Annotated in this window: 23 protein-coding genes; 10 read left to right on the forward strand and 13 right to left on the reverse strand. The window is 61.3% G+C overall.

The annotated features are described in order from the left end of the window. Window positions 1-5 precede the first annotated feature (5 nt). Window positions 6-806 carry an N-acyl homoserine lactonase family protein gene (locus tag ACSFE6_RS11205; RefSeq protein ID WP_435427648.1) on the forward strand — a complete coding sequence of 267 codons (801 nt, stop codon included), beginning with the start codon at window positions 6-8 and terminating at the stop codon, window positions 804-806. A gap of 115 nt (window positions 807-921) precedes the next feature. On the opposite strand, the gene ACSFE6_RS11210 is transcribed toward ACSFE6_RS11205, so the two are convergent. From ACSFE6_RS11210 to ACSFE6_RS11240, 7 genes are all read right to left on the reverse strand, one after another. Then, window positions 922-2,352, reverse strand: a complete 1,431-nt coding sequence (locus tag ACSFE6_RS11210; RefSeq protein ID WP_435427649.1) for a PLP-dependent aminotransferase family protein — start codon at window positions 2,350-2,352, stop codon at window positions 922-924. A 344-nt stretch (window positions 2,353-2,696) separates the two neighbouring features. Continuing rightward, on the reverse strand, window positions 2,697-3,401 hold the full coding sequence (locus ACSFE6_RS11215) for a hypothetical protein (protein WP_435427650.1): 705 nt from the start codon (window positions 3,399-3,401) through the stop codon (window positions 2,697-2,699). Between the two features lie 294 nt (window positions 3,402-3,695). Further along, on the reverse strand, window positions 3,696-4,523 hold the full coding sequence (locus ACSFE6_RS11220) for an ABC transporter permease (RefSeq protein ID WP_435427651.1): 828 nt from the start codon (window positions 4,521-4,523) through the stop codon (window positions 3,696-3,698). A 7-nt stretch (window positions 4,524-4,530) separates the two neighbouring features. Next, window positions 4,531-5,403: an ABC transporter permease gene (locus tag ACSFE6_RS11225; RefSeq protein WP_435427652.1), complete on the reverse strand. Its 873-nt coding sequence runs from the start codon at window positions 5,401-5,403 to the stop codon at window positions 4,531-4,533. A gap of 10 nt (window positions 5,404-5,413) precedes the next feature. After that, window positions 5,414-6,526 carry an ABC transporter substrate-binding protein gene (locus ACSFE6_RS11230; protein WP_435427653.1) on the reverse strand — a complete coding sequence of 371 codons (1,113 nt, stop codon included), beginning with the start codon at window positions 6,524-6,526 and terminating at the stop codon, window positions 5,414-5,416. A gap of 93 nt (window positions 6,527-6,619) precedes the next feature. Further along, a complete protein-coding gene (locus tag ACSFE6_RS11235) occupies window positions 6,620-7,711 on the reverse strand; it encodes an ABC transporter ATP-binding protein (protein ID WP_435427654.1) in 1,092 nt (363 codons plus the stop codon). Between the two features lie 276 nt (window positions 7,712-7,987). Then, window positions 7,988-8,893, reverse strand: a complete 906-nt coding sequence (locus ACSFE6_RS11240; RefSeq protein WP_435427655.1) for a LysR substrate-binding domain-containing protein — start codon at window positions 8,891-8,893, stop codon at window positions 7,988-7,990. A gap of 299 nt (window positions 8,894-9,192) precedes the next feature. Between ACSFE6_RS11240 and ACSFE6_RS11245 the strand changes: the two genes are divergently transcribed. From ACSFE6_RS11245 to ACSFE6_RS11260, 4 genes are all read left to right on the forward strand, one after another. Then, window positions 9,193-10,797, forward strand: coding sequence for a 5-guanidino-2-oxopentanoate decarboxylase (locus ACSFE6_RS11245; protein ID WP_435427656.1), 1,605 nt, complete (start codon window positions 9,193-9,195; stop codon window positions 10,795-10,797). A gap of 92 nt (window positions 10,798-10,889) precedes the next feature. Then, window positions 10,890-12,638: an amidohydrolase gene (locus ACSFE6_RS11250; protein WP_435427657.1), complete on the forward strand. Its 1,749-nt coding sequence runs from the start codon at window positions 10,890-10,892 to the stop codon at window positions 12,636-12,638. Next, window positions 12,635-13,585, forward strand: a complete 951-nt coding sequence (locus tag ACSFE6_RS11255) for a CobW family GTP-binding protein (RefSeq protein WP_435427658.1) — start codon at window positions 12,635-12,637, stop codon at window positions 13,583-13,585. Before ACSFE6_RS11250 ends, ACSFE6_RS11255 begins: the two co-directional genes overlap by 4 nt. Continuing rightward, window positions 13,582-14,337, forward strand: a complete 756-nt coding sequence (locus tag ACSFE6_RS11260) for a class II aldolase/adducin family protein (protein ID WP_435427659.1) — start codon at window positions 13,582-13,584, stop codon at window positions 14,335-14,337. Before ACSFE6_RS11255 ends, ACSFE6_RS11260 begins: the two co-directional genes overlap by 4 nt. 138 nt (window positions 14,338-14,475) lie before the next feature. On the opposite strand, the gene ACSFE6_RS11265 is transcribed toward ACSFE6_RS11260, so the two are convergent. Together ACSFE6_RS11265 and ACSFE6_RS11270 are read right to left on the reverse strand one after the other, a co-directional pair. Further along, window positions 14,476-15,996 (reverse strand): sensor histidine kinase, encoded by a 1,521-nt coding sequence (locus ACSFE6_RS11265; protein ID WP_435427660.1) that lies wholly within the window; start codon window positions 15,994-15,996, stop codon window positions 14,476-14,478. Next, window positions 15,993-16,712 carry a response regulator transcription factor gene (locus ACSFE6_RS11270; protein ID WP_435427661.1) on the reverse strand — a complete coding sequence of 240 codons (720 nt, stop codon included), beginning with the start codon at window positions 16,710-16,712 and terminating at the stop codon, window positions 15,993-15,995. Before ACSFE6_RS11270 ends, ACSFE6_RS11265 begins: the two co-directional genes overlap by 4 nt. 281 nt (window positions 16,713-16,993) lie before the next feature. Here ACSFE6_RS11270 and msrB point away from each other — a divergent pair, with 281 nt between their 5' ends. Together msrB and msrA are read left to right on the forward strand one after the other, a co-directional pair. Then, on the forward strand, window positions 16,994-17,512 hold the full coding sequence (gene msrB, locus ACSFE6_RS11275; RefSeq protein WP_435427662.1) for a peptide-methionine (R)-S-oxide reductase MsrB: 519 nt from the start codon (window positions 16,994-16,996) through the stop codon (window positions 17,510-17,512). 28 nt (window positions 17,513-17,540) lie between these two features. Beyond that, window positions 17,541-18,245 (forward strand): peptide-methionine (S)-S-oxide reductase MsrA, encoded by a 705-nt coding sequence (msrA, locus tag ACSFE6_RS11280; protein WP_435427663.1) that lies wholly within the window; start codon window positions 17,541-17,543, stop codon window positions 18,243-18,245. A gap of 4 nt (window positions 18,246-18,249) precedes the next feature. On the opposite strand, the gene ACSFE6_RS11285 is transcribed toward msrA, so the two are convergent. Both ACSFE6_RS11285 and ACSFE6_RS11290 read right to left on the reverse strand, forming a co-directional pair. Then, window positions 18,250-19,263 carry a sensor domain-containing diguanylate cyclase gene (locus ACSFE6_RS11285; RefSeq protein ID WP_435427664.1) on the reverse strand — a complete coding sequence of 338 codons (1,014 nt, stop codon included), beginning with the start codon at window positions 19,261-19,263 and terminating at the stop codon, window positions 18,250-18,252. A gap of 71 nt (window positions 19,264-19,334) precedes the next feature. Beyond that, on the reverse strand, window positions 19,335-20,240 hold the full coding sequence (locus ACSFE6_RS11290; protein WP_435427665.1) for a LysR family transcriptional regulator: 906 nt from the start codon (window positions 20,238-20,240) through the stop codon (window positions 19,335-19,337). Window positions 20,241-20,342: 102 nt separating this feature from the next. On the opposite strand from ACSFE6_RS11290, the gene ACSFE6_RS11295 reads away from it, so the two are divergent. Then, the gene (locus ACSFE6_RS11295) at window positions 20,343-21,518 is read left to right on the forward strand and encodes an aspartate aminotransferase family protein (RefSeq protein WP_435427666.1); all 1,176 of its coding nucleotides are present in this window, start codon (window positions 20,343-20,345) and stop codon (window positions 21,516-21,518) included. 106 nt (window positions 21,519-21,624) lie between these two features. Here the strand turns inward: ACSFE6_RS11295 and ACSFE6_RS11300 are convergent, their stop codons facing one another. Further along, window positions 21,625-22,116 carry an adenylate kinase gene (locus ACSFE6_RS11300; protein WP_435427667.1) on the reverse strand — a complete coding sequence of 164 codons (492 nt, stop codon included), beginning with the start codon at window positions 22,114-22,116 and terminating at the stop codon, window positions 21,625-21,627. A gap of 112 nt (window positions 22,117-22,228) precedes the next feature. Beyond that, window positions 22,229-24,148: an alkaline phosphatase D family protein gene (locus ACSFE6_RS11305; protein ID WP_435427668.1), complete on the reverse strand. Its 1,920-nt coding sequence runs from the start codon at window positions 24,146-24,148 to the stop codon at window positions 22,229-22,231. Window positions 24,149-24,285: 137 nt separating this feature from the next. Between ACSFE6_RS11305 and ACSFE6_RS11310 the strand changes: the two genes are divergently transcribed. Next, window positions 24,286-24,738: a hypothetical protein gene (locus tag ACSFE6_RS11310; RefSeq protein WP_435427669.1), complete on the forward strand. Its 453-nt coding sequence runs from the start codon at window positions 24,286-24,288 to the stop codon at window positions 24,736-24,738. Between the two features lie 102 nt (window positions 24,739-24,840). After that, entirely contained in the window at window positions 24,841-25,182 is a 342-nt protein-coding gene (locus ACSFE6_RS11315; protein WP_435427670.1) for a potassium channel family protein, read from the forward strand. Window positions 25,183-25,309: the final 127 nt, after the last annotated feature.

Raw genomic sequence — 25,309 nt, forward strand, 5'->3', positions numbered from 1 at the left:
TGGCTATGTCAGTTCCCGTGTACGAAGTGTTCGCCATCCGTGTCGGCGCCAATGCCCAGCGCACCGCGAAGGAGAATTTTCTCTATGACGCCTGCTGCGGTGATCCGAATGCGCCGATGCCGCTGGATTACTATTTCTGGGTCATACGCAACGAGCAGCAAGTGATTGTCGTCGACACCTGTTTTCAACCCGCCACGGCAGATCGACGCAACCGCCAGATGTATCGCCTGCCGGAAGAATCCCTGCGCCAGTTGGACATCGATCCGACGCAAGTCGAGCACCTGATCCTCACGCATTTGCACTGGGATCATGCCGGTAACCTGGGGTTGTTTCCCAAGGCCACGGTGCATTTGCAGGAAGCGGAACTGCGTTTCTGCACCGGGCCGAAAATGACCCATCGCGCGGTGAACAAAACCTACGAAGTCGAGGACGTGATGTCCGCGCTGCCACCGCTGTTCGAAGGGCGCATGCGCTTGCACAACGGCACGGCCCAAGTGCTGCCGGGCGTCACGGTGCACGGGGTGGGTGGTCACACGCCCGGCAGTCAGGTGGTGCGGGTCAACACCGAACGTGGCTGGATCGTGCTTGCCTCGGACGCTGCGCACCTGTGGGTCAACATCCGTGAACGCAGTCCGTTTCCGATTCTCGATGACCTGGCGCAAACCCTCGAAGCGTTCACCGAAATCGATCGCCTGGCCGACAGTGAAGAACACGTCATTCCCGGTCACGATCCGCTGATCGCCGAGCGCTTCCCGCATTGGAATGATGACCCGCATATCATCTGCCTGCACCAATCCCCCTGGTAAACCCCTGTAGGAGCGAGCTTGCTCGCGATGGTCGTCAACGATAACGCTGGTAGCCTGATGCCCCGCGGTGTTCTGTCGTCCATCGCGAGCAAGCTCGCTCCTACAGGGAATGGGGTCAGCTTTGGTGTTTGAGGATTTGGCCAAGGGTTCGCAGCGCCTCGTCGATACGAGGCGAATACGGCGCCCCGCACCCAATCCGCACACAATGATCAAAGCGCTTGGCATTGGAAAAGATATCCCCAGGCGAGATCAGAATGCCGGCTTTTAGGGCGTCGTGGAAAAGGGCCATGGACGAATGTTCACGGGGCAACTCCACCCACAACAACGTCCCGCCCTGGGGATGGTTGACGCGTGTGCCTTGGGGAAAGTGGTGCAAGATCGCGGCGCTCATCTGCAGGCGCTGTTGCGTCAGGGTGTTCCTCAAGCGCCGTAGGTAACGTTCGTAGGACGGTGTGCCCATGAACGCGCTGACCGCCAGTTGCGACAAGGCTTCGCAGCCACGGGACTGGGTGTGCTTGAGCATTTCCACGCGTTCGTGCCATTTGCCGGCGCTGATCCAGCCCAGGCGCATGCCCGGCGCCAGGGTTTTGTTCAGCGACGCACAGTAGATCAGGCTGTCGTTGCGGTCCCAGTGCTTGAGCGTGGACAAGGGTTGCTCGGTGTCCACCAGGTCGCCGTAGGTATCGTCCTCGATCAGCACGGTGTCGTGGTCGGCACACAGTTGCACCAGTTGTGCCTTGTTGGCGTCGGGCATGATGCTGCCCAAGGGGTTGTGCAGGTTGGGCATGACGATCAGCGCCTTGATCCGTCCCGGACCTTGCAGCAATTGTTCGAGAGCCTGCAGGTTGATACCGCTGTGGATCGAGGCCGGGATCTCCAGTACCCGCAGGTTCAGGCTTTCGAGAATCTGCAGCAAACCGTAGAAGGTCGGCGACTCCACAGCCACGGTATCGCCCGGACAAGTCACCGCGCGCAACGCCAGATTGATCGCCTCGGTCGCCCCGTTGGTGATCACGATGCGTTCGGCGCTCAGATGGGTTTTGCTGGTCAGCGCTCGGCGGGCAAGGATGTTGCGCAGGGCGAGGTTGCCGCAGGTCGGCATCGCCGCATCGAGCAGATGCGGATCCTGACGCAGTGCCTTGATCATGTTGTCCTGCAAGGTCTTGAGCGGGTACAGCTGCGGCGCACAGTAGGCGCTGGCGAGATTGACCTTGATCGCTGCACGCTGACTGGCCTTGAGCACCGATGACACCTGCTCGTGAAGGCCCGCGTAGACCCCGTTATCCAATGGTGGCGGCGGGGCAATCAAGACAGGTTTGGCTGGTGTGTCGGGCTGACGAATGTAGTTGCCCGAACGCGGTCGGGCCTCCAGCACGCCATGGTCCTCCAGCTCCCGACAGACCTGCACGGCGGTCGACAGGCTGACCGCATGTTTCTCCATCATCAGCCGAATGGAAGGAAAGCGCTCGCCGGCTTTCAGGGTGCCGCTGCGGATGGCGTCCAGGTAGTGGTTGGCCAGCTGACGGTAGAGCGGAGTGCTGTTCATGATGACCTCGGCAGTCGCACCACTGAGGTCATTGGCTGGAAAGTGAGTAGGCGCTCCCCAACTTCATTCAGAGCAGGCTGACCCGTGGTGCTGTTGGGTGAAGGGAAGTACTGCCGTCGATACTGGAAGATTAATCGCCGATTTGCCCGAATCGCAGGCAATAAAAAAGCCCCGCGCTGGGCGGGGCTCGATGTTGGGTGCTTCGGAGAAATTAGTGGCGAGGGAGCTTGCTCCCGCTTGAGTGCGTAGCACTCACAAAAATCGGTAATAGCCGTCAGATTTTTGGGGCCGCTTCGCAGCCCAACGCGAGCAAGCTCGCTCGCCACAATTTGGCGTGCAGTCTGTTATTGAGCCGCAATGCTGTACCCATCAAACGCCGTCTGCTGTTGCAGCGCGGTGATGATGTTCTTGCGGTTGACGGCTTGTTCGGCGCCGCTGTTGTCCAGGAAGGTTTCGCTTTCAAGCTCGGCTTCTTCGCCTTCGCCAACAAAGCTAAACCCGAGGAACTCCAGGGCTTCGCGGTCAACGTTCAGGCGCGAACGCGGTGTGCGCAGGGGCAGGGTGACGCTGATGCCGTCCTTGCTGATGGTGAACACTTCGGCTTCTTTCTTGGCACGCGCCGCCTTGCTCTTGCCGCCGCCCGGATTGCTGATCGCCTGGTGCGTCTGGTTCAGCACCTTCAGCGCCAAACCGTAAACGATTTCCTGAAACGCCGGGTCGTCCTTGAAACTGGAGAGAATACGGCCAATGGAGAACTTGCTGCTCAAGTCTTCCAGGGCGGCGGTGTCGGCCGCTTCGGCATCCTTGAGTTGCTTGAGCTGACCCATCAGTTCATAGGCCTTGTCATCGTCGAAGCTGTCATGCGCCTGGCGGATCGCGGCGCGCAGCTCGCGGATCTGGTCGCTTTCGCGGCTGGATTGAAAGGCGTCCAGCACCATCTCGCTGATGGTTTTCGCCTGGGGTACGTGTTGTGAAAGATTGATGGAGTTTTCGTATTCCGCTTTGGACGACAGGGTGACGATGGTTTCAGCGGTGTTGGAATCGGACATTGAAATTTCACTACTTCGTTGAGCTTGAATAGGGGGAAAAAGCGTAGGGGCTTTTTCGGGCCGACTAATCTATTGGACCGGGGCGGCAATGTCACGACCCGGCTGGCCGCCGGTCAAGATTTTGCCTTTCTGTAGGAGCGAGCATGCTCGCGATGGACGAAAGAACAACGCGGGGTGTCAGGTTGCCAGCGTCATCGTTGACGACCATCGCGAGCATGCTCGCTCCTACAGGTTTTCGGTGTGCAAAAAAAGCCCCGCGTTCATGACGAAGCGGGGCTTTGTGTTGAGACCTGATCAGGAGTGCTGCAGCTTCTGCGCCCGCTTATCCGCCAGATGCTGAACCACCAACCGCCCGATCAGCACCAGCAGCGTCAGCGAGATCAACAACACCGAAATCGCCGCGACACTCGGGTCGACGTTGTCGCGCAGGCCGCTCCAGATGCGTTTTGGCAGGGTGTCGACGTCGACGCTGGTGATGAACAGTGTCACCGCGACCTCTTCCCACGACAGCGCGAAACTCAGCAGCGCGGTAGAGGCCAGGCCCAGTTTCAGGTTGGGCAGGATCACCATGAAGGTGGTCTGCATCAGGCTGGCGCCGAGGTTGCGCGAGGCCAGTTCGATGCGTCGGTCAATCTGGCTCAGGGCAACCAGCATGGTCACCACGCCGTAGGGTACGACCATGATCACGTGGGCGATCACCACGCCGGTCAGGGTGTCGTAGCCCATGCCCGGTGCCAGGCGACCGAGTTTGGTTTCCATGAAGTACAGCACCAGCGCGGAAATCACCGGCGGAATCGCCATCGGCAGCAGCACCAGGCCAATCAGCGCCGTGGCCAGTTTCGAGCGCATGTACCAGATGCCGAGGCTGAAGCTGGCTGCCAGCAAGGTGGCGATCACGCTGGTGGCGAAGGCGATGGTCAGGCTCTGGCTGATGGCATGGAACCAGTCAGGGTTGCTGACCAGCGCTTCGTAGTGACGCAGCGACCAGTTGCCTTCGGGCATCGACAGGAAGCGTTTGCTGGTGAACGACACCGGAATGACCGTCAGTAGCGGGAACAGCATGAAAGCCATGGCGACCACGGCCAGCAGCCGGGTGCTCAGACTTGTGCGATGAGTATTCATAGTTGTCTCAGCCTACCAATCGGTTCACGCGGGTCATTTTCAGCAGCACCCAGATCAATGCGCTGACCAGGAGCAACAGCACCACGCTCAATGCAGCCCCCAGGCCCCAGTTGCTGGTCTGGAACATTTGCAGGAACACGTACTCGGCGATCATCACCGTTTGCCCGCCGCCCAACAGCACCGGGGTGATGAAGAAGCCCAGGCAGAACACGAACACCATGATGAAGGCGCCGAGCATGCCCGGCAGGGTCTGCGGCAGCAGCACTTGCCAGAAGGTCCGCAACGCGCCGGCGCCCAGGCCGCGAGAGGCCATGAGCACGCGAGCATCCAGTTGACGCATGGTCGACAGCAGCGGGAACACCGCGTATGGGATCATCACGTGGAGCATGCCGATGACCACGCCGATTTCGTTGCGGCTCAGTTGCAGCGGCTGATCGATCAGGCCCATGCCCATCAAGCCGTTATTGAGCACGCCGTTGCTGCGCAGGGCGATCAGCCAGCCGAAGGCCCGCACCAGCACGGAAATCCAGAACGGAATGAAGATGCAGATCTCCACCACACGCTGCCAGAACGGCGGGCTGAACACCCAGCAGTACGCCAGCAGATAACCGATCACCAGGGCCAGCAAACTCACCGTCAGGCACAGGCGCAGGGTGCGCCAGAGCATTTCGATAATCGCAGGGTCCGTGGCGATGCGTTGGTACTGCTCGATGCCGGGGGTCGGCAGCGTGAAGCTCCAGCCGACCACGCCGAGGAACGGCAATACGTAGAACACCAGCAGCAACACCGGCAGCGGAAACAGCAGCAAGCCGCGCTCCAGGCCCGCCGAACTGAATCGGTGCTTGGGTTTGCTTAAGGTGGAAGTCATTGTCATGGTCATGATCGATGGCTCACTTGGACAGCCGCGTCAGATACTCTTCCAAGGCTTTGGAATAGTTGTCGGCGTACCACTGGGCATTGAGGGCGATCTGTTTTTTCAGGTTTTCTTCGGAGGCGCAGTTGGCTTCCAGCTGTTTGGCCGACATCAGCTTCTCGGTGGCACTGTTCGACGGGCCATTACCCAGCAATTCAAAGAGCTTGAGCTGGCCTTCCGGCTGCAACGCCTGCTGGATGAACTGCATGGTCGGTTGGGTGCCCGCCGGGTTGCCTTGCAGCACGGCCCAGCTGCTGGAGTTGATGAAGCCGTTGTCGAAACTCCAGCGCACACGGTTGTCAGTGTCTTCGCTGAGCAGCTTGGCGCGGGTGTGCCAGATCGCGCCCACCGACACTTCGCCATCGACCATCAGCTGCTGGCTCTCGGCGCCCGAACTCCAGAACGACAGCACGTGGGGCTTGATCTCGTCGATCTTCTTCATAGCCCGTGGCACGTCCAGCGGGTAGAGCTGGTCGGCCGGTACGCCGTCGGCCAACAGCGCCGCTTCGAGCATCCCGTTCATCCATTTGTACAGCGTGCGCTTGCCTGGGAATTTCTTCACGTCCCAGAAGTCCGCCCAGGTTTTCGGACCGTTGTCGCCGAACTTGCCACTGTCCCACGCCATCACGTAGCTGAACTGGTAGCTGGCGATGCCGAAATCGGAGGCCAGCGCCGGGGCCACCTGATCGCGCTTGATCACGTTGTAGTCCAGCGGTTGCAGGATCTTTTCCCGGCCCAGCACGATGGCGCTGTAGCTCTCGACATCGACCACGTCCCAGCTCGGTTGGCCGCTGGCCAATTGCGAGCGGATCGCGCCCTCGGTGGGGCCGGCGCCGTCGATGCGCACCTGGATGCCGGTGTTCTTGGTGAAGGTGTCGGTCCACGCCGATTTGAAGGCGTTCAGGGCGTCGCCACCCCAGTTGACCACGACCATCGGCTTGTCCGCCGACCAGCTGATGCCGCTGCGCAGTGCCAATGGCACTGCCGCCAGCAAACCCATGGCCTGGATGAAGGTGCGACGGTTGATCTGGCCGTCGCGGGCCTTTTCGATAAGCACTTCGATGCAGTCTTGTTGATGATCCTGGCGCATGGGGGCAAGTCCTCAAGCGGCGGGTGCCTCATTGGACACCGGCCTTTTTGTTGTCATTGGAAGAGCGCTTTGTGAGGCAAGTTGTTCAGGGCTTCAGGCCGGCAGCAGGAAGCTTTGCTGTACCGGCCAGCTCAGCCATACCGGCGCGCCGCTGGGCATTGAGGCGCCAGGATGATTGCCGTGTACGGACAGGTTGATCGGCAAGGTATCGCCACCGACCTTGAGCGCCAGATGGGTGCTGGAGCCCTGGTAGACCTTGTCGGTGAGCTGGGCGGGCATCACGTTGTAGCCATCGCGGGTCGGGCACTCGCTGTGCAATTCCATGTGCTCGGGACGCACCGCCAGCACGATCGGCTCTTTGCCCAGGGCGGTCGGGGCGACGGCGTGCAGCACGCTGGTGCCGCAGCGGCCGCTGGCGGTCGGGCCGTTGCGTGTCAGGCTGTCGAGCGGGAACAGGTTCATCTTGCCGAGGAACTCGGCAACGAAACGGCTCTCCGGGCGGTTGTAGATGTTTTCCGGGGTGTCGACCTGGGTCAGCTTGCCGTGGTTGAAAATCGCGATGCGCGAGGACAGCGCCAGGGCTTCGTTCTGATCGTGGGTGACGAACACGAAGCTGGTGCCAACTTGACGGTGGATGCGTTGCAACTCGGTTTGCAGTTGTTCGCGCAGGTTTTTGTCCAGCGCCGACAGCGGCTCGTCGAGCAACAGCAGTTCCGGTTCGAACACCAGCGCCCGGGCAATCGCTACGCGCTGCTGCTGGCCACCGGACATTTCGGCGGGCTTCTTGTGCATGTGTGCACCAAGACCGACCACCTCGAGGATGTGCTTGACCCGGCGATTACGTTCTTCCACCGGCACTTTGCGGATGCGCAGCGGATAGGCGACGTTGTCGGCGACGGTCATGTGCGGGAACAACGCATAACCCTGGAACACCATGCCGAAGTTCCGTTGCTCGGCTGGGCGCCTGATGATGTCGACGCCTTGCTCCATCAACTTGCCCGCCGTCGGGCTGAGGAAGCCGGCCAGGATCATCAGCAAGGTGGTTTTGCCCGAGCCGGAGGGGCCCAGCAGGGTAAGAAATTCGCCTTGGCGAACGTCGAGATCGACGTTATCCAGCGCCGCGAAACGACCGTAATACTGGCTGATACCTTGTGCGCTGAGCTGAATCGCTGAACGGCTGGACACTATCTGGTTCCTCTTTTTATTGCCCATCTGACGTACGAGGACGGATGCAAATCCGAAACGGGCTTTGGGCTTATTATTGTTAAAAATATCGCTACATCAATGGAATTATTTTGCAGGTATTGGTTAGTTTTATTACTCAATTTCCAATGGTTAAACGCCACCCTGTAGGAGCGAGCTCTGCTCGCGATGGTCGTCAACGAAAACGCGCGAATCCTGGCTCCCCGCGGTGGCCCAGCGTTTTTCGCGAGCAAGCTCGCTCCTACAGGTTTTGAGGTGTCAGAGGGTGTCCTGCCAGGTTTGGTGGGATGACTGTAGTTGGGTCTTGACCCAACTGCTGAACGCCTGCACCACCGGGCGCTCGGCCTTTTGCGGGTCGGCGGCCAGGTAGTAGCCGCGGTGCAGGTCGATGGTGATGTCGAACGGACGCACCAGCAGGCCCTTGGACAGCGCATCGCCGCTGATCAGGTTGTCGCCGATCGCGATGCCCTGGCCGGCAATGCACGCCGACTGCGCGCAATGCGCATCGGAGAACAAAATGCCGCTCACTGCGTTGACCCCCGAAGCCCCGGCAGCGGTCAGCCAGACGCGCCAGTCCGAATAGTCGGTCATGTGCAGCAACGGGAAGTTGCTCAGCTCCTGCGGATTCTTCAAGCCGCTCAGGGCGTTGATCAGCCGCGGGCTGCACACCGGGAAGAAGCGCAATGCGACGATTTCTTCAACATTCATTTCTGGCCAGTCGCCGATGCCATAGGCGATGAACAGGTCTGCGTTGGGGTTGTTGATGTCGTCCGGTGTGCGCGGCGAAATCAGCTGTAACTGCACCTGCGGGTACTGGCGCAAAAACGCACCAATGTGGTGGCACAACCAATAGGTGGCAAACCCCGGCGCGCAACTGACGCACAGCCGACCGGAGATTTCCTGGTCGTCGATCAGCTGACCGGCGTCGAGCAGGTTCAACAAGATCCCGTGCACTTCTCGCGCATAGCGTTCGCCCTGATACGTCAGGCCGATACCCCGGCCAATACGCTCGGTGAGCGGGAAGCCCACGCATTCCTCGAGCTTGCTGATCTGGTGGCTGATGGCGCTGCGGGTCAGGTTCAGTTCACGGGCCGCGACCGAGACGCTGCCCAGTCGGGCAACCGCGTCCAGGGCGCGAAGGGCTGTCATCGAGGGAAAACGCATAACTCATTCCGCTTAAAGGTTGGAAAAGACAGTTCGGTTCGAACGCAGTCCCTGTGGCGAGGGAGCTTGCTCCCGCTCGACTGCGCAGCAGGCGCAAAGCTCGACGAGCGATGCAAATGGGGCCGCTGCGCGACCCAACGGGAGCAAGCTCCCTCGCCACAAGGTTGTGTTTGATCTTACGTATGGTGACGTAAATCGAACAGTCAGGCCAAAAAAAATCGATTGTTGTATCGGTTGATTCAACAATACTAGCCCCACTTGTCATCGGGCCGGTTGGCCCATCTGCAAAGAGGTGCTGCATGACCACGTGTGCCCAGGCGCTTGTTCAGTTGCTGGAAGGCTATGGCGTTGAACACGTCTTCGGCATTCCCGGCGTGCACACCGTCGAGCTTTACCGTGGCTTGCACGGCAGTCGCCTCACGCACGTCAGCCCGCGCCATGAACAGGGTGCCGGGTTCATGGCCGACGGTTACGCCCGTGCCAGTGGCAAACCCGGCGTGTGTTTCATCATCACCGGCCCCGGCATGACCAATATCCTCACCGCCATGGGCCAGGCCTATGCGGACTCGGTGCCGATGCTGGTGATCTCCACCTGCAACCGCCGCGAACACCTGCGTTTGGGCCATGGTCACCTGCATGAACTGCCTGATCAGCGCGCCATGGTCGCCGGCGTCTGTGCCTTCAGTCACACCGTGCAGCACCCGAATCAATTGCCGGAAGCGCTGGCGCGGGCCTTTGCCCTGTTTGGCTGTACGCGACCACGCCCGGTGCATATCGAGATTCCGCTGGATGTGCTGGAGATGTCCGCCGACGGTCTGGACTTGAGCCCACGTCCATTACCGGCCGCGCCGGCTCCGGCACCCGAGGCCATCGATGCGGCCATCGCGTTGATCAACCGCGCCAAACGCCCATTGATCCTGGCCGGCGGCGGTGCCCGTCGCTCCAGTGAGGCCCTGACCTTGCTCGCCGAACGCTTGCAGGCACCGGTGGCGTTGACCACCAACGCCCGCGGCTTGCTGGCGCCGGAGCATCCGTTGCTGCTTGATGGCGTACAGTCGTCGGCCCACGGTCGCGAACTGTTCGCCGAGGCCGATGTAGTGCTGGCCATCGGCACGGAACTGGGTGAAACCGACTACGACTTTTTTGGCCTTGGGCCCCTGGCGTTCAAGGCGCCGTTGATTCGTCTCGACATCGATCCATTGCAGGTGCTGGGCGTGCAAACCGCCGCCGTGGGTTTGCTGGGAGATGCCGAGCAAGGTTTGCGTGCACTGCTGGCGCGCCTGCCGCAACGTCAGGCCGATCCCGAGTGGGCGAGTGAGCAGGTCACGCGAGTCAACGCGGTCGAACACGCTGGCTGGAGCGCGAAGCAAAGCCGCCTGCAGGCGCTGCTCGATACGGTTCGCGACGCCTTGCCGCAGCCGCTGATCGTCGGCGACTCAACCCAACCGGTGTACCAAGGCGCGCTGGGTTACCGGGCCCCAACACCCAACAGCTGGTTCAACGCCGGCAGCGGCTACGGCACCCTCGGCTACGGTTTGCCCGCTGCCATCGGCGCCAAACTGGCCCGGCCGCAGCGCCCGGTGGTGGCGTTGGTGGGCGATGGTGGTTTGCAGTTTTCCAGCGCCGAACTGATCGCCGCCAAAGAGGCCAGCGCTGGCGTGATCCTGCTGCTGTGGAACAACACCAGCTACGCCGAAATCCGCGATTACATGAATGCCCGAGCGGTGCCGTTGCTCGGTGTGGACATCCTCACCCCTGATTTCGCGGCCCTCGCACAAAGCTGCCACGTCGCTCATCACCGGGCGGGCGATCATGCCGGTTTGCGTGATCTGCTCGGCCGGTTAGGCAGCAACAGCGAGCCGGTGATGATCGAGCTGGATGCCGCGGATTTCCTTAAGGATTGAGCTCTGCTCGTTAGAACAACAAAAAATTCAGGTTCCGAACAGCGCAAAGCGCGAGGGACCTTTCAACTGCCCTGAACTCGAAGGTGGCTTACATGGCTGAGTCCGACAACTTTTCCTCGACCCATTCCACGCAAGGTCGCTACGCCGATCTGATCCTCGCCAACGGTCGCATCTATACCCAGGATCCGGCCAACCCGTGGGCCGAGGCCGTGGCGATCCGTGACGGCAAGTTGATCGGTGTCGCCAGCCTGGACGCGCTTCAAGCGTTCAAAGGGCCGAACACCGTGGAGCATGATCTGCAAGGCGCGTTCTGCATGCCGGGCCTGCATGACATGCACACTCATCCCGACCTTGCCCTGGCACCGCGCTACGCCGACGACCTGGACGTGGGCATCGAAGACCCGACGCCCGAACAACTGCGCGAAAGCATCCTCGCCTATGCCGACAGCCATCCTGGCGATGGCTGGATCTACGGCCAGTACTGGGTGCGCTACACCTTCCGCGAAGCCGGCCTGACCCCGGGCCGCGCCTGGCTCGACAGCGTCATGCCGGACCGTCCGGTGGCGCTGCTGGACCGCATGTGGGGCACCATGATGGTCAACTCCAAGGCCCTGGAACTGGCCGGCATCGACCGTCACACGTCCGACCCGCGCAATGGTTATTTCGAGCGTGACGAACTGACCGGCGAACCCACCGGCCTGATGATCGACGGTGCCTACGCGATGATCCACGCCGCGATGCCGCCGACGCCGGTCAGCGTGTTGCGCCGTGCCTATCGCGATGGCGTGCATTTCCAGAGCTCCCGTGGCGTGACGGCGAGCAAGTACGTGCACGTCTGCGAACAGCGCCTGCAAGCCTTGAAGGAACTGGACGACAGCGGTGAGCTGACCGTGCGCATCGAAGCGGCGATCAGTTGGCAGGACGATATCTTCCCGGTGCGTCGTCGTTGGGAGCTGCTGGCCGGCGAGCGTCACTACTACCGCAGCGCACGCCTGAGCGCCAACGCGGTGAAATTTCACTTCGACGGCACGGTCGAGCCGAAATCTTCGTACCTGCTGACCCCATGGCCAGAAGAGAAGAGCTGGCGCGGCAAGCTCAACCTGACCCCGGAACACATCACCGACATGGTGGTAGACATGGACCGCAAGGGCATCCGTGTGATCGCCCACTGCACCGGTGACGGCGCCTCGGACGTGTTCCTCGATGCCGTGGCCGAAGCCCGTCGTCGCAATGGATTCAGCGGTGTGCGCCACCAGTGCGCCCACAGCACCTTGCTGCATCCGGGCAACCTGCCGCGCTTCAAGGAACTTAACGTCATCGCCGAGTTTTCCCCGGCCGCGTGGTATCCAACGCCATTCGCCAGCGGTGCGCGTTCGGGCTATGGCCAGGAACGCCTCAAGCGCATCTATGACTTCAAAGGCGTGCTGGAAGCGGGTGGCACGGCGGTGATGGGTACCGACTGGCCGGTGGCGTCCATCGACCCGTGGCTGGCGCTGGAAACCATGGTCACCCGGCAGAATCCGTGGAACGACGACCCGGCGTGCTTCGGCGAGCCGATCAGCCTTGAACAGGCGCTGAGCGTGATCACCCGTAACGGCGCCGTGGCCATGGGCCTGGAAAACACCACCGGCAGCCTGGAAGTCGGCAAGTCGGCGGATCTGATCGTCATCGACCGCGACCTGTTCGCCGAGCCTGCGCGCAATTACATCCACCAGACCAAGGTGCTGCTGACCTTCGTCGAAGGGCAACTGGTCTACGACCGCCATTCGACCCTCGAAGCGTCGGGGCTCAAGGCGGTCTGGCAGGGTGAACCACCGATGCTGGAGGGTAAGGATCAATGAGCACGCCACGCATCGCCGTGACCGTCGTCTCGGGATTTCTCGGCGCCGGTAAAACCACCTTGCTCAACCGCATGGTGCGCCGTGCGGAGGGCAGCCGACTGGCGGTGATCGTCAACGATTTTGGCGAGCTGAACATCGACGCGGCCATCGTCTCGGAAGTGACCGACGCGGTGTACAGCCTGCAAAACGGCTGCATCTGCTGCACCGTGCAAGAGGATTTGCTGGCGCAGCTCACCACAATGGCGCAGTTGCAGCCACGGCTGGAGCGCATCGTCATCGAGTGCAGCGGCGTGTCCGACCCGCAACGCATCGTGCAGACCCTGGCTTACCCGCAACTGCGCAGCCAGATGCAACTGGACATGGTGATCACCGTGGTCGATGCCACCCGCCATCTGCAACTCGAAGGCGAATACGCACGGCTGGCCCGGGCGCAGGTGGCGGCTGCCGATTTGTTGCTGCTGAACAAAACCGACCTGGTCGACGAGCCGCAGTTGCAGGCGCTGCGCAACGCCCTGGGCCTGCGCACGCGCATCCACGAAAGCGTGCAGGCGCAGTTGCCCGATGCGCTGTGGCTGGACACCGATCTGGAGCTGGAACCGCGGGCGCAGAAGCCGCTGACGAGGGTGTCCGACGGTGATCACAGTGAGATGTTCAGTAGCTGGTTGTGGCAGAGCACCGAGGCGCTAAGCGTCGAGGGCCTACGGGCCTGGTTGCAGGCACTGCCGAGCGATGTGTTTCGGGTCAAGGGATTGGTGGTACTGGCCCAGGGTGGCAAGGCGCATTGGCTGCAACACGTCGGTACCCGCAGTCAGTTTTCGCCGGCCGCCGATGAGGCCCAGGGCAGCACGACGCGGTTGGTGTTTATCGCTCGCCGTGGTTTCGAGAACTGGGAAGCATTGGGACAAGGCCTGGAGGCTTGCATCGTGAAAGAGGTGACCGGGGCATGAATCCAGTTGAACAACGTTTGCGCGAAGAACTGGCGGCCTGCTATCGATTGATTGCGCATTTCCGCATGACCGACCTGATCTTCACCCACATCTCGGTGCGCTTGTCGGGGCCGGAACATCATTTTCTGATCAACCCTTACGGGCTGATGTTCGATGAGATCACGGCGTCCAATCTGGTGAAAATCGACCTGAACGGGGAGGCGGTCGAACCGTCGCCGTATCCGGTCAATCCCGCCGGTTTCGTGATCCACAGCGCGATTCACGCCGCCCGTGAAGACGCCCAGTGCGTGCTGCACACCCACACCAAATCCGGCTGCGCGGTGGCCGCATTGAAGTGCGGGTTGCTGCCGGTGAACCAGATTTCCATGGAGTTCTACGGGCGGGTTGCTTACCACGACTACGAAGGCGTGGCACTGGACATGAGCGAGCAGCAGCGCCTGGTGGCGGACATGGGCGACAAGCCGGTGTTGATGCTGCGTAACCATGGCTTGCTGACGGTCGGCGAGACGGTTGGCCAGGCCTTCATGCGCATGTATTACCTGGAAAAGGCCTGCGACATTCAGTTGGCGGCGCAAGCGGCGGGGGAGTTGGTGTTGCCACCAGTAGAAGTGTGTGAACACACCGAGCGCCAGTTCAATGACCCAGGACGACCGCTGGAAGAAGGCGAGCTGGCCGACCCGGATGCGATGCAACTGGCCTGGACTGCATTGCTGCGAATGCTGGAGCGGGTGGCGCCGGGGTATCGGGATTGATCCAGGCCCTTTAATGAATTGACTGGCCCCATCGCGAGCAAGCCCGCTCCCACAGGGTCAGTGGGTGTACGCAAAAACTGCGAACACCAAAAAACACTGTGGGAGCGGGCTTGCCCGCGAAGGACGCGCCACGGTCTATCAGGCTTGTCCCGGTGTATTGAGGTTCATCGAACGCACGGCCAATGCCGATGCCGTCGCTTCATCCACCGCCAGCGAGAAACGAAACGTCGCCCCGCGCCCCGGCACATCGATCAACTGAATCTCCCGCCCGTGCAGCTGCAGGATGCGATGCACAATCCTCAACCCCAACCCACCATCGCGCCGCGCACCGCCAATGTTGAACGGCCGCAGGAACAACCCTTCGCGCAGTTCCGGTGCGATGCCCGGCCCTGTATCACTGACGGTGACTTCGATAAAGGCACCTTGGGGGCGCAGGCTCAGTTCGATTTCTCCCCCTTGCGGCGTATGACGCAGGGCGTTGTCGAACAGATTGGTCAGCACCCGTTCGATCAACCCCAGGTCGGCGCATGCCACCGACACATTGGGGGCAAAAGTGGCCTTGAGTTCGACCTGCCGCGACTCAGAGGTGAGTTCGAATTTCTGGAAAATGTCCTGGGCCAGATCGGTCAGGGAAAAACGCTCCAGCACCGGCTGCACGAAGCCGTGCTCCAGGCGTACCAGTTCCAGCAATGACTGCGCCAGACCGCCGACCTTGCGGCTTTGATCCAGCGCGATGCCCAGGTAGCGGCGGCGGTCGGCGGGGGACAGCGTGGCGTCCTTGAGTGACAGCGTTTCCAGATAACCGTGCAGCGAGGCCAGCGGCGTGCGCAGGTCGTGGGAAATGTTCGCCACCAGTTCGCGGCGTTCCTGGTCCTGGCGGGTCAACGAGCGCCACTGTTCACCGAGGCGCGCCTGCATCTGTCGGAACGTGGCGTCGAGGATGGCGATTTCATCAAAGCTGCCGTTTTTTTCCAGCGGCGCGGTTGTCGGTGGCGTGACCGGGACGCCGTCAATGTCGAAGCGGCTCACGGTATCGGTCAGGCGTCGCAGCGGCCGCGTGATCAGGGCAAACGCGGTGAGACCGGCAATCAGACACAACAACGCCACCAGACCGATGGACAGCAGGGCGGTGTTGAGGGCGGCGCTGGTGGCCCCGCGTTCGGCAAGGCGGTCGTGATCCTCACCCAGCAGCACCACGTAGAGATAACCCGCGGGCTTGCCATTGACCTTCAGCGGCGCGGCGCTGAACACCTTGCGCGCATCGACGCTGCGCGGGTCGTCGCCAAGTATCGGCAGGGCATCGCCATCGAGCAGGCGCTGGATCGGTGCCAGATCGACCTGTTGCCGGTGTATCCGGCCCTCGGGCGCGGCGCTGCCGACGATCTTGCCTTCGGTGTCCAGCAGGTACACCTCGACGCTGGGGTTGACCTGCATCAGCTTGCTGAACAGATCGCGCACGGCATCGGGCATCAGCCCCTGGGTGTCCATCAGCACCGTGTCGCGGGCAATGTGTTGCGCCAGATCCCGGGACAACCCTTGCACCACTTCCTGCTCATGCATCTGGTTGGAGCGCACCTGCAGCCACGCCGAGGTGCCGCAGCACACCAGCAACAGCACGGCGAACACCAGCGACAGGCGTTGTGTGAGGGTCAACCTCATGGCTGTGGCTCCTCATTGGAGGCGAATTTGTAACCGCGACCCCACACCGTGAGGATGCGCGCCGGTTGCGCCGGGTCGGCCTCGATTTTCGAGCGCAGGCGATTGATGTGGGTATTGACGGTGTGTTCGTAGCCTTCGTGGCTGTAGCCCCAGACGGCGTTGAGCAGGTCCATGCGCGAAAACACCTTGCCCGGCTGGCGGGCGAAGAAGTACAGCAGGTCGAACTCCCGTGGCGTCAGGTCCAGGCGTCGACCGTCGAGGGCCACTTCGCGGGTGATCGGGTCGATGGCCAGGCCGTCGATGTTCAGGCTGCCGGCGTCCATCTTCAGGTTGCGTGCCATGGCGTCGACCCGGCGCAGCAGGGCTTTGACCCGGGCCACCAGTTCGAGCATGGAAAACGGCTTGGCCAGGTAGTCGTCGGCACCCAGTTCGAGGCCGAGAATCCGGTGCACTTCGCTGGAGCGGGCACTGGTGATGATGATCGGGGTGTAGCGGGCCATGGCGCGGGCACGCCGGCAGATTTCCAGGCCATCGACGCCCGGCAGCATCAAATCGAGAATCAGCGCATCCCAGCTTCCTTGCTGCAACAGGCGCATGCCTTCAGTGCCATCGGCACAGTGCACCACCTCGAACTGCTCATCGCGCAGATGCAGGCAGATCAGGTCGGCGATGTGCAGGTCGTCCTCGACCACTAGGACGCGTTTGCTCTGTTCCATCTACTCATCCTTCGGCCAAAGAGCTCAATACCGCTCGGCTATGGTGCAAAAACTGTGGGAGCGAGCCTGCTCGCGATAGCATCATCTCAGTCAACGGTGATGGTGGCTGTGCAATCGTAATCGCGAGCAGGCTCGCTCCCACAGGGTTTGTCATGACGCATTGTGCGGTGTTTTCTGCGCCCGAGTTATCACGAATTGTTTAACTTCCCGTGAGGATTTGGCGATCAGCCCAAGCTTAGGCTGAGTTCCATGACAGGCCTTCAGGACTTTCGGAGACGACCATGTTCTCAAGACGACAATTTCTTGTAGCAAGCGGCGGATTGGGCGTTGCAGCCCTGGCCCTTGGCGTATTGCCGAAGTTTACCGCTCAAACGGCGTTGATTAGCGAAGCCGATGCAGCAGAGGTGTTCGAAGTGACCCATACCGACAGCGAATGGCATGCCATCCTCAGTGACGAGCAGTACCAAATCCTTCGAGAGGAAGGCACCGAGCGAGCCTACAGTAGCCCACTGAACAACGAGCACCGTGAAGGCACCTTCGTCTGTGCCGGTTGCGATCTGCCACTGTTTTCCTCGACGACCAAGTTCGACAGCCGCACCGGTTGGCCGAGTTTCTGGGCGCCGCTGGACAAGGCCGTGGCCACGCGCCAGGACCGTTCTTTCGGGATGACGCGCGAAGAGGTGCACTGTCGGCGTTGCGGCGGCCATTTGGGGCATGTCTTCGATGACGGGCCGAAACCCACCGGGCTGCGCTACTGCATGAATGGCCTGGCGATGAAATTCGAACCAAGGTCGATCTGATCCTCAAGACTATTCAGGAGCCCGTCCCATGAAACGATTATTCACCTGGCGCACGGTATTGGCGCTGGCTGCCGCCGGTGTCATCGGCCAATGCGCGGCGTTCTCTTTCGGCGGCGCTGAAGAAGCGGTGATCATCCCGCCACCGACCCTCGACGAAATCACCCAGGCCCGCAGTGAAACCGCAGTCTTCGCCGGTGGTTGCTTCTGGGGCGTTCAAGGGGTGTTCCAGCATGTCAAAGGCGTGAAAAATGCCGTCTCCGGCTATGCGGGCGGTGCAGCCAATACCGCGCAATACGAGCGTGTCAGCGGTGGTAATACCGGTCATGCGGAGTCCGTGGAAGTGACATTCGACCCGAGCCAGGTCAGCTACGGCACCTTGCTGCAGATCTACTTTTCGGTGGCCCATAACCCGACCGAACTCAATCGGCAGGGACCGGACACCGGCACCCAGTATCGCTCGGCCCTGTTCACCAAGAGCAGCGAACAGCAGCGGGTGGCACAGGCCTACATCGCCCAGCTCGGCGCGGCCCGTTCGTTCGACAAACCGATTGTGACCAAGCTTGAAAGCTACAACGGCTTCTACCCGGCAGAGGAGGAGCATCAGGACTTTCTGACCGAGCATCCGAACCATCCTTACATCGTGATCAACGATTTGCCGAAGGTGGCGGCGCTCAAACAGCTGTACCCGGATCGCTATCAGGAAAAACCAGTGTTGGTGAAGACGGGGATGTAAGGCGCTATCCGGAGATCACATTCTTGCCGGCGATCTTCGACCGATACAGGGCCTGATCGGCGCGGGCCATCAGGCCGGTCTGTTGCTCTTCATCAAAGCGCTGGACCACGCCGAAACTCATGGTCACCTGGAAGTCTCCCACCGGCAGTAAATCCACCAGGCCATGTCGAATGGTCTCGGCGAGGGACCTGGCCTCGGCCAGTGGGGTGTTGGGCAGGATCATGATGAATTCGTCGCCGCCCCAGCGGGCCAGCAGATCGCCGCCGCGCACGAAGCGTTTGACGTTGTCGACCACATGCACCAACGCCGCATCGCCCAGTGCGTGGCCATAGTGATCGTTGATGTTCTTGAAGTCGTCGATGTCCATGGCGATCAGCGACAGGGGTTCGCGAAAACGCTGGGCGCGCTCGCACGCCTGGGGCAGCACCTGTTCCAGGCGATACCGATTGGAAATGGATGTCAGTGCGTCGGTATGCGCCAGTTTGCGGTTTTCTTCGAGCTGAAGTTGCAGTTGCTGATTGACCCGGGACAGTTCCTGAGTGCGCTCATCAATCAACGCTTCCAGGGACTGATTGCGCCGTTCGAGCTCTTCGACCAGGCGCCGCTTGTCTTCGATGCTGCGGTGGGCGCCGACCATGCGCGCCACCGAACCGTCGGCATTGCGCGCCAGCACCTGGCCGCGGTCTTCGATCCAGATGTAGCTGCCGTCCTGTGTCCGGCAACGATACTCGGCTTGATACACCGGGCTGCGCTCGCTCAGGTGATCATCAAACCGGGCCATGACCTGTGGATAGTCTTCGGGGTGAATGATGTTTTCCCAGGTCAACACGCTGTTATCCAGCGAGTGCGGGGAATAGCCGAGCATTTCGTACCAGCGGGCGTTGCGGTACACGAAACCGGTGTTGGCGTTCCAGTCCCAGATGCCGTCGCTGACCAATTCCAGGATGGTGTGCAGCATGCCGTCATTCATGTCCGACACATTGAACTTCAATGGTTCGATGTTCGATGCCTCGCCCATCGCTGCTCTCCTTGCTGCTCTGATATCAAAATCATGTGTCACGCAGAGTAGTGCATGGCGTATTCGCCCGGCTAGTGCTTACCCCACATCCCCAGGGCGAAGTCGACGAAACGACGCAGTTTCGGCAGACGGTAGCGGTCCTGGGCGTAGACCAGATGCATCGGTCGGCTCGGCAATCGATAACGCTGCAGCAGGGGCACCAGCGTGCCGTCCTCGAGGTCTTGTTCCACCAGCGCATCGGGCACCATCACGATGCCCATGCCGGTGCGTGCCGCTTGATGCAGGCCCGCCGAACTGTTGATCACCATTGGACCGCTGACCGCCACCACGATCTCGCTTTCAGGGCCATTGAGGCGCCATTGCCGCGCCACCGATTGCCAGTCATCGCCTGCCGGATAGGCAAACGCCAGACAATCGTGGTGCTGCAGATCTTCCGGTTTCTCCGGGGTGCCGCGTCGCGCCAGATACGCCTTCGAGGCACACATGGTCAGGGTGTAGTCGATCAGCGGGCGGGCGATCAGGTTGGACGGTTCGAGTGCGCCCAGGCGGAAGGCCACGTCGAAGCCATGATCCAGCAGGTCCGGGCGTCGATTGGTCAGCACCACGTCCAGTTTCACCCGTGGGTTTTGCAGGCTGAACTCACTGAGCGCTGGCGCCAGGCGTTCGGTGCCGAAAGTCAGTGGCGCGGTGATGCGCAGGGTGCCGCTTGGTTCGTCGAGGGTTTGCTCTGCCAGACGCTCCGAATCCGCCACTAGCCCCAGCACTTCAAGGCAGCGCTGGTAGTACGCGCTACCAAATTCCGTCAGGCGTTGGCGCCGTGTCGTACGGTTGATCAGGCGCACGCCCAGCCGCTGCTCCAGCGCCTTCAGGTGATTGCCGACCATGGTCGTGGACATTTCGCACTGCTGCGCGGCGGCGGTCATGCTGCCGGCCTCCACGACTCTTACGTAAACGGTCATTGCCTGGAATAGGTCCATTATCAAGCCCGGCTTTAAAATGATCGAAGTTTTGCGCAGTTTATCCAGCTCAGGTGGCTAACCATACTGCAAAAACACCGACAATTGATGGAGCCTGATGTCATGACCGCCACCTGCCTGATGAGCACTTACCAACCGCTGGCCTTGAGCTTCGAGAAAGGCCTGGGCACGCGACTGTGGGACCGTGCCGGTCGTGAGTACCTGGATGCGGTGGCTGGGGTGGCGGTAACCAATGTCGGCCATTCCCACCCGAAGATCGTTGCCGCCATCAGCGAACAGGCCGGTTTGCTGCTGCACACCTCCAACCTCTACAGCATCGACTGGCAGCAGCGGCTGGCGCACAAGCTCACTCATCTTTCCGGCATGGACCGGGCGTTTTTCAACAATTCCGGCGCCGAGGCCAACGAAACGGCGCTGAAGATCGCGCGATTGCATGGCTGGCGCAAAGGCATCGAACAACCGCTGGTGGTGGTCATGGAGAACGCCTTTCACGGGCGGACCCTCGGCACCTTGTCCGCCAGCGACGGCCCGGCCGTCAGGTTAGCGTTCAACCAACTACCGGGGGATTTCATCAAGGTGCCGTTTGGCGACCTCAAGGCGTTGGAGCGGGTGCAACAAGCTCACTGGCCACGCATCGTGGCGATCCTGATGGAGCCGATCCAGGGTGAAAGCGGCGTGCAACTGGCGCCACCGGGCTACCTGAAAGCCGTGCGTGAACTGTGCAACCGGTTCGGCTGGTTGCTGATGCTCGACGAAATCCAGACCGGCATCGGCCGCACCGGTCAGTGGTTCGCCTGCCAGCATGAAGGCATCGTGCCGGACGTCATGACCCTGGCCAAAGGCTTGGGCAACGGCATTCCCATCGGCGCCTGCCTGGCACGCGGCCGGGCCGCCGAACTCTTCACGCCGGGCAGCCACGGTAGCACCTTCGGCGGTAACCCATTGGCGTGTCGCGTCGCTTGCACCGTGCTGGAGATCATCGAAGAACAAGGTCTGCGGGAAAACGCCCGGCTCCAGGGCGAACGGCTGCTCGACAGATTACGCACGGAACTGGCCGATCACCCGAACGTCTTGGCCATTCGCGGGCAAGGCCTGATGATTGGTATCGAACTCAAACAACCGATCCGTGACCTGTCCCTGATTGCCGCCCGGGACCACGGGTTGCTGATCAACGTGACGAGGGGGCAAACCATCCGCTTGCTACCGCCGCTTACGATTGATGAGCGGGAGGTGGAGATGATTGTCAGAGGGGTGAGTCGGGTGATTTCAGCCGCTTGAAATACATCCTTTGTAGGAGCGAGCTCGCTCGCGATGGACGTCAACGGTTACGCGGGGCATCAGACAGCCCGTGTCACCCATGCGTCCATCGCGAGCAGGCTCGCTCCTACAGGTGGGTGATGAATGCAGTGGTTTCAGTGCGGCACATCAATTGAAGTTTCGAACCGCCAAACGCGTCGAACAGCCGTTGATGCGCTGCAAATCCACTGGAGTCGTCACGCGTGCGGTAGCTTCCGGCCCACTCTAGCAAGGCGATCAACAACTCATCGTGCTCGTCCCGCTTCGCCTCGCGCTGGCGAATATTGGCGACACACTCCTCATCGGTAACACTCAGCCAGATCAACGCCGTCGCTCGGGGTAGTAGCTCAGTGACGATCCATCCGTAAACCCCCTCGATCACCCAGCGCTCTTCATCGGCCGCGATGCGCGCAATCACTAGCACTTCGTTGCGGGGACGAGCAATGCTGTGTTCGTCCGACAGCCAGTTGATCCGGTCGAGGTCGATCCAGGGGATCTGAAGCTGGCGCTTCATCCGGCTGGCCAGCCAGCTTTTGCCGGAGCCGGAATTGCCGATGATCAGGGTTCGAGTGAGATCCATGGGCGACACCGATCAAACCTGTGGGAGCGAGCCTGCTCGCGAAAGCGGTGTATCAGTCACTGCTGTAGGCGCTGATAAGCAGCATTCGCGAGCAGGCTCGCTCCCACTGGTTTTAATCATCGTCTTTCGGTGCAACCATCCGCGTCTTCGGCGCACCATTGGCATTGTGCTGAAAGATCTCCCGCGGCTGTCCTTTCTCATTAAAGAACACCTGCCCGATCCCTGCCGAATTCCACAGCCGCTCGCCCGCTTCAGCATGCTCGGGGATGTGCGGCACGATGCGCATGCGGCGCCGTTTGGTCAGCCAGTTCAGCGGCGAGCGGGGCGAGTACAACCAACGGTTGAGGCGGTCGAACCACTCAAGCAGCTTGGGCGGGAATTCGTTTTTGATGCCGCTGCTGGTGATCTGCCAGATGCGCGGCCCGGCTTTGCGATGTCGAATCAGCACTTCGTAGACGAAGGAATAATGCACATCGCCCGATAACACCACGTAGCTGCCCGGTGTACGCGAGTGTCGGAAAATGTTCAGGATCACCTGCGCCGCGCCGCGATGGGCCATCCAGTTTTCCGCGTCCACCAGCAACGGGTAACCGAACCAGCTGAAGACCCGTTGCACGGTTTCGATCAGCTTCACACCGAACACCGGCGCCGGGGACACGATGATTGCCGAGGGGTGATCCAGCAGTTCCTGTTGCAGTTCGCTGAGGGCTTCCCAGTCCAGCAAACCCGAGGGCTGCTTGAGGTTCATCTCGCTGCGCCAGCGCCGGGTGCGGGTGTCGAGCACGACCATGGCCGGGGTGGTGGGCAGGACGTAATGCCAGCGCTGAAACCTCAGCAGCTCATCAATCAACGCATCCTGCACGGCGCTGTCGAGATAGCCGTCGTGTCCGGTCGAGCTGAAACCCTCGGCTTTCTCCAGCACGGCGTCGAATGCATCCGGGTTATTGCCCCAGCCCTGACACAGCATGTACGCCAACAGCGCATTGCCGATGATGCGCTTGGAGAACGGATGGCCGTAGGCCGTTTCCTCCCATTGCGCGGACAGGTTCCAGTCATCGGTAATGTCGTGATCGTCAAAAATCATCAGCGTCGGCAGGTGCGCCAGCGCTCTCGCCACCTTGTCCAAGCCGGCCTTGAAGCCGTCGATGCGCGTCTGTTCCAGCGCGTAACGCTCCCGCCTTTGCGGTGTCAGCGCCGGTGGTTGTGGATGGATCAAGGTCCAGGGCACCGGTGACCAGACCAGCAAGTACATGGCCATGACTTCGGCGAAGGTCACCAGATGGTTGTCGGCGCTGCTGCTGGTGAAAATCGGCTTGCGTGCGCCGCCGAAAAAGCGCTCGCGCAGGGTCTCGTTGCTCTCCAGCGCCGGCAGCAAATCCGCGCGGTGGTAGTAACTGGCGGGGTGTTCGTAGAGCTTGGCGCTGTCGCTGACCACGGCGCCTTCCAGGTGCTCGCCGAACAACCCCAGGCACTCGATCAACGCATGAATCGCCCGTAGCATCGGGCCCGCGACATCGTCGGCGTAGACCTGATCACCACTCATCATCAGCAATGCCGGACGATCTTCGGCTTCATGTGCTTGCGCCAGCACGTTATCAACACAGAGCAAACCGTCAGTGGCCGGGTAATGAGGCTTGCGGCAGGAGCCGTGGAGCAATTGATCGATGCGTGAACGCAGGACGAAATTCGGCGTACGGGCCTCGCCGTACAACAGATGCGGCGCCCAGTCGGCGATACCGGTGCCGTCCTCCAGCAACAGGTCGTAGGCGATCAATTCATCGCAGGGCAGGGCGCTGTCCAGTGTCACATCGATCAGGTGCACAAAGGCATGCGTGCCCACCGCAATGACCGTGCACTGCCCGGCATCGAGGCGTAAATCGCCCACGCCCTGCAAACGCAGCGTTAGCTCCAGCGCCCGGGAGCCCACCAGCCACAGCACCAGTCGCGTGGGCTCAAGGCGTCGCAACAGCGGGCCGGCCAACACGGGGGGCAATACTTGATGATCGTCGGGCAATTGCAGCGTTACAGGCATCCGGGTTCAAGCTCTTGGGGCACAGAGGCGGGCGATGATAGCGCAGGTCATCGCATACCTTGTGAGCCGAAATGTGCCAATGCAGGCTACAGTGCATGTTCCATGCTGCTTGTACGTATTCGGGAAGGAGAGCGAACGTGAATAGAATCATTCTGCCGGCACTGGCCATTTTCATCGCTGCACAAGCCCCGGCGTACGCCATCAGCGACAAGTACCGCCAACAACTCGAGCAATCCGGCTGCACGCAAGTCAGCGAGACCCAGGGCTGCGATATCCACAAGAGCAAGGCCGAAAACGCCAAGGCCGGCTTCACCAACCCGGCCGCAGACAATGAGAGCGCCCCGACGCCCTATGCCGGGCAATGGGTGGCCAAGAGCGATGCCGGTGCGACCGTCGCCACGATTCGCATCGATGCCAAGGAACAAGTCTGGGTCAATGGCAAGCCAGTCAGCGCCAAGCGCACCGATGGCACGCTGCAGTTTCACCAGGGCAAGCTCAGCTTCACGATTCAGGGTGATCGGCGGTTACAGAATGAGGATTTCTGGACCGACAGCGATGCCGGAACGAAAGGGCCGATTCAGATCGAGTAGCCCTGGCAATGCGTCCGCTCCGGGCGTTGGTCCACCTTCCTGGTTCAGAAATGTGCCAAGCTGATGGGACGCCCATTCGCGTATCGCTCAGGAAGCCAAGACATGAAGCGCGCACATGCGTCACACATCCGTCGAGAGTTCTACAAATCCGTCGGCTACTACCTTCGACTGACCTGGCCGATCTTTTCCGCGATGGTGATCGTCATCGTTACGGTGGGCTTGATCATCAGTTATGTGGAGGGTTGGGAGCCGTTTGACGGCATCTACTTTGGCTTCGTAACGGGATTGACCATCGGCTATGGCGAGCTGGTGCCCAAGCAACCGTTGTCGCGGATTCTGGCGATATTGCTGGGGTTCAATGGTGTGCTGCTGACGGCGATCTTCGCGGCGATCAGCGTGCGGGCGATCGAGACGGCGGTGCGGGTGACGGGAGAGGAAAAGTAAGGCAGGCATATACTCCACACAACCCCTGTGGGGGGGGGGGGGGGGGGGGGGGGGGGGGGGGGGGTGAGGGGGGGGGGGGGGGGGGAGGGTGGGGGTGTAAGGGGCGTATGCCCATCGCGGTTCCATG

This window comes from Pseudomonas baetica, from assembly GCF_051216495.1.
Lineage (GTDB): Bacteria > Pseudomonadota > Gammaproteobacteria > Pseudomonadales > Pseudomonadaceae > Aquipseudomonas > Aquipseudomonas baetica_B.

Bases quoted from the DNA above. Each gene is read 5' to 3' on its own strand.
- ACSFE6_RS11205 (WP_435427648.1), top strand. From the start codon at position 6: ATGTCAGTTCCCGTGTACGAAGTGTTCGCCATCCGTGTCGGCGCCAAT.
- ACSFE6_RS11210 (WP_435427649.1), bottom strand. From the start codon at position 2,352: ATGAACAGCACTCCGCTCTACCGTCAGCTGGCCAACCACTACCTGGAC.
- ACSFE6_RS11215 (WP_435427650.1), bottom strand. From the start codon at position 3,401: ATGTCCGATTCCAACACCGCTGAAACCATCGTCACCCTGTCGTCCAAA.
- ACSFE6_RS11220 (WP_435427651.1), bottom strand. From the start codon at position 4,523: ATGAATACTCATCGCACAAGTCTGAGCACCCGGCTGCTGGCCGTGGTC.
- ACSFE6_RS11225 (WP_435427652.1), bottom strand. From the start codon at position 5,403: ATGACCATGACAATGACTTCCACCTTAAGCAAACCCAAGCACCGATTC.
- ACSFE6_RS11230 (WP_435427653.1), bottom strand. From the start codon at position 6,526: ATGCGCCAGGATCATCAACAAGACTGCATCGAAGTGCTTATCGAAAAG.
- ACSFE6_RS11240 (WP_435427655.1), bottom strand. From the start codon at position 8,893: ATGCGTTTTCCCTCGATGACAGCCCTTCGCGCCCTGGACGCGGTTGCC.
- ACSFE6_RS11245 (WP_435427656.1), top strand. From the start codon at position 9,193: ATGACCACGTGTGCCCAGGCGCTTGTTCAGTTGCTGGAAGGCTATGGC.
- ACSFE6_RS11250 (WP_435427657.1), top strand. From the start codon at position 10,890: ATGGCTGAGTCCGACAACTTTTCCTCGACCCATTCCACGCAAGGTCGC.
- ACSFE6_RS11255 (WP_435427658.1), top strand. From the start codon at position 12,635: ATGAGCACGCCACGCATCGCCGTGACCGTCGTCTCGGGATTTCTCGGC.
- ACSFE6_RS11260 (WP_435427659.1), top strand. From the start codon at position 13,582: ATGAATCCAGTTGAACAACGTTTGCGCGAAGAACTGGCGGCCTGCTAT.
- ACSFE6_RS11265 (WP_435427660.1), bottom strand. From the start codon at position 15,996: ATGAGGTTGACCCTCACACAACGCCTGTCGCTGGTGTTCGCCGTGCTG.
- ACSFE6_RS11270 (WP_435427661.1), bottom strand. From the start codon at position 16,712: ATGGAACAGAGCAAACGCGTCCTAGTGGTCGAGGACGACCTGCACATC.
- msrB (WP_435427662.1), top strand. From the start codon at position 16,994: ATGTTCTCAAGACGACAATTTCTTGTAGCAAGCGGCGGATTGGGCGTT.
- msrA (WP_435427663.1), top strand. From the start codon at position 17,541: ATGAAACGATTATTCACCTGGCGCACGGTATTGGCGCTGGCTGCCGCC.
- ACSFE6_RS11285 (WP_435427664.1), bottom strand. From the start codon at position 19,263: ATGGGCGAGGCATCGAACATCGAACCATTGAAGTTCAATGTGTCGGAC.
- ACSFE6_RS11290 (WP_435427665.1), bottom strand. From the start codon at position 20,240: ATGGACCTATTCCAGGCAATGACCGTTTACGTAAGAGTCGTGGAGGCC.
- ACSFE6_RS11295 (WP_435427666.1), top strand. From the start codon at position 20,343: ATGACCGCCACCTGCCTGATGAGCACTTACCAACCGCTGGCCTTGAGC.
- ACSFE6_RS11300 (WP_435427667.1), bottom strand. From the start codon at position 22,116: ATGGATCTCACTCGAACCCTGATCATCGGCAATTCCGGCTCCGGCAAA.
- ACSFE6_RS11305 (WP_435427668.1), bottom strand. From the start codon at position 24,148: ATGCCTGTAACGCTGCAATTGCCCGACGATCATCAAGTATTGCCCCCC.
- ACSFE6_RS11315 (WP_435427670.1), top strand. From the start codon at position 24,841: ATGAAGCGCGCACATGCGTCACACATCCGTCGAGAGTTCTACAAATCC.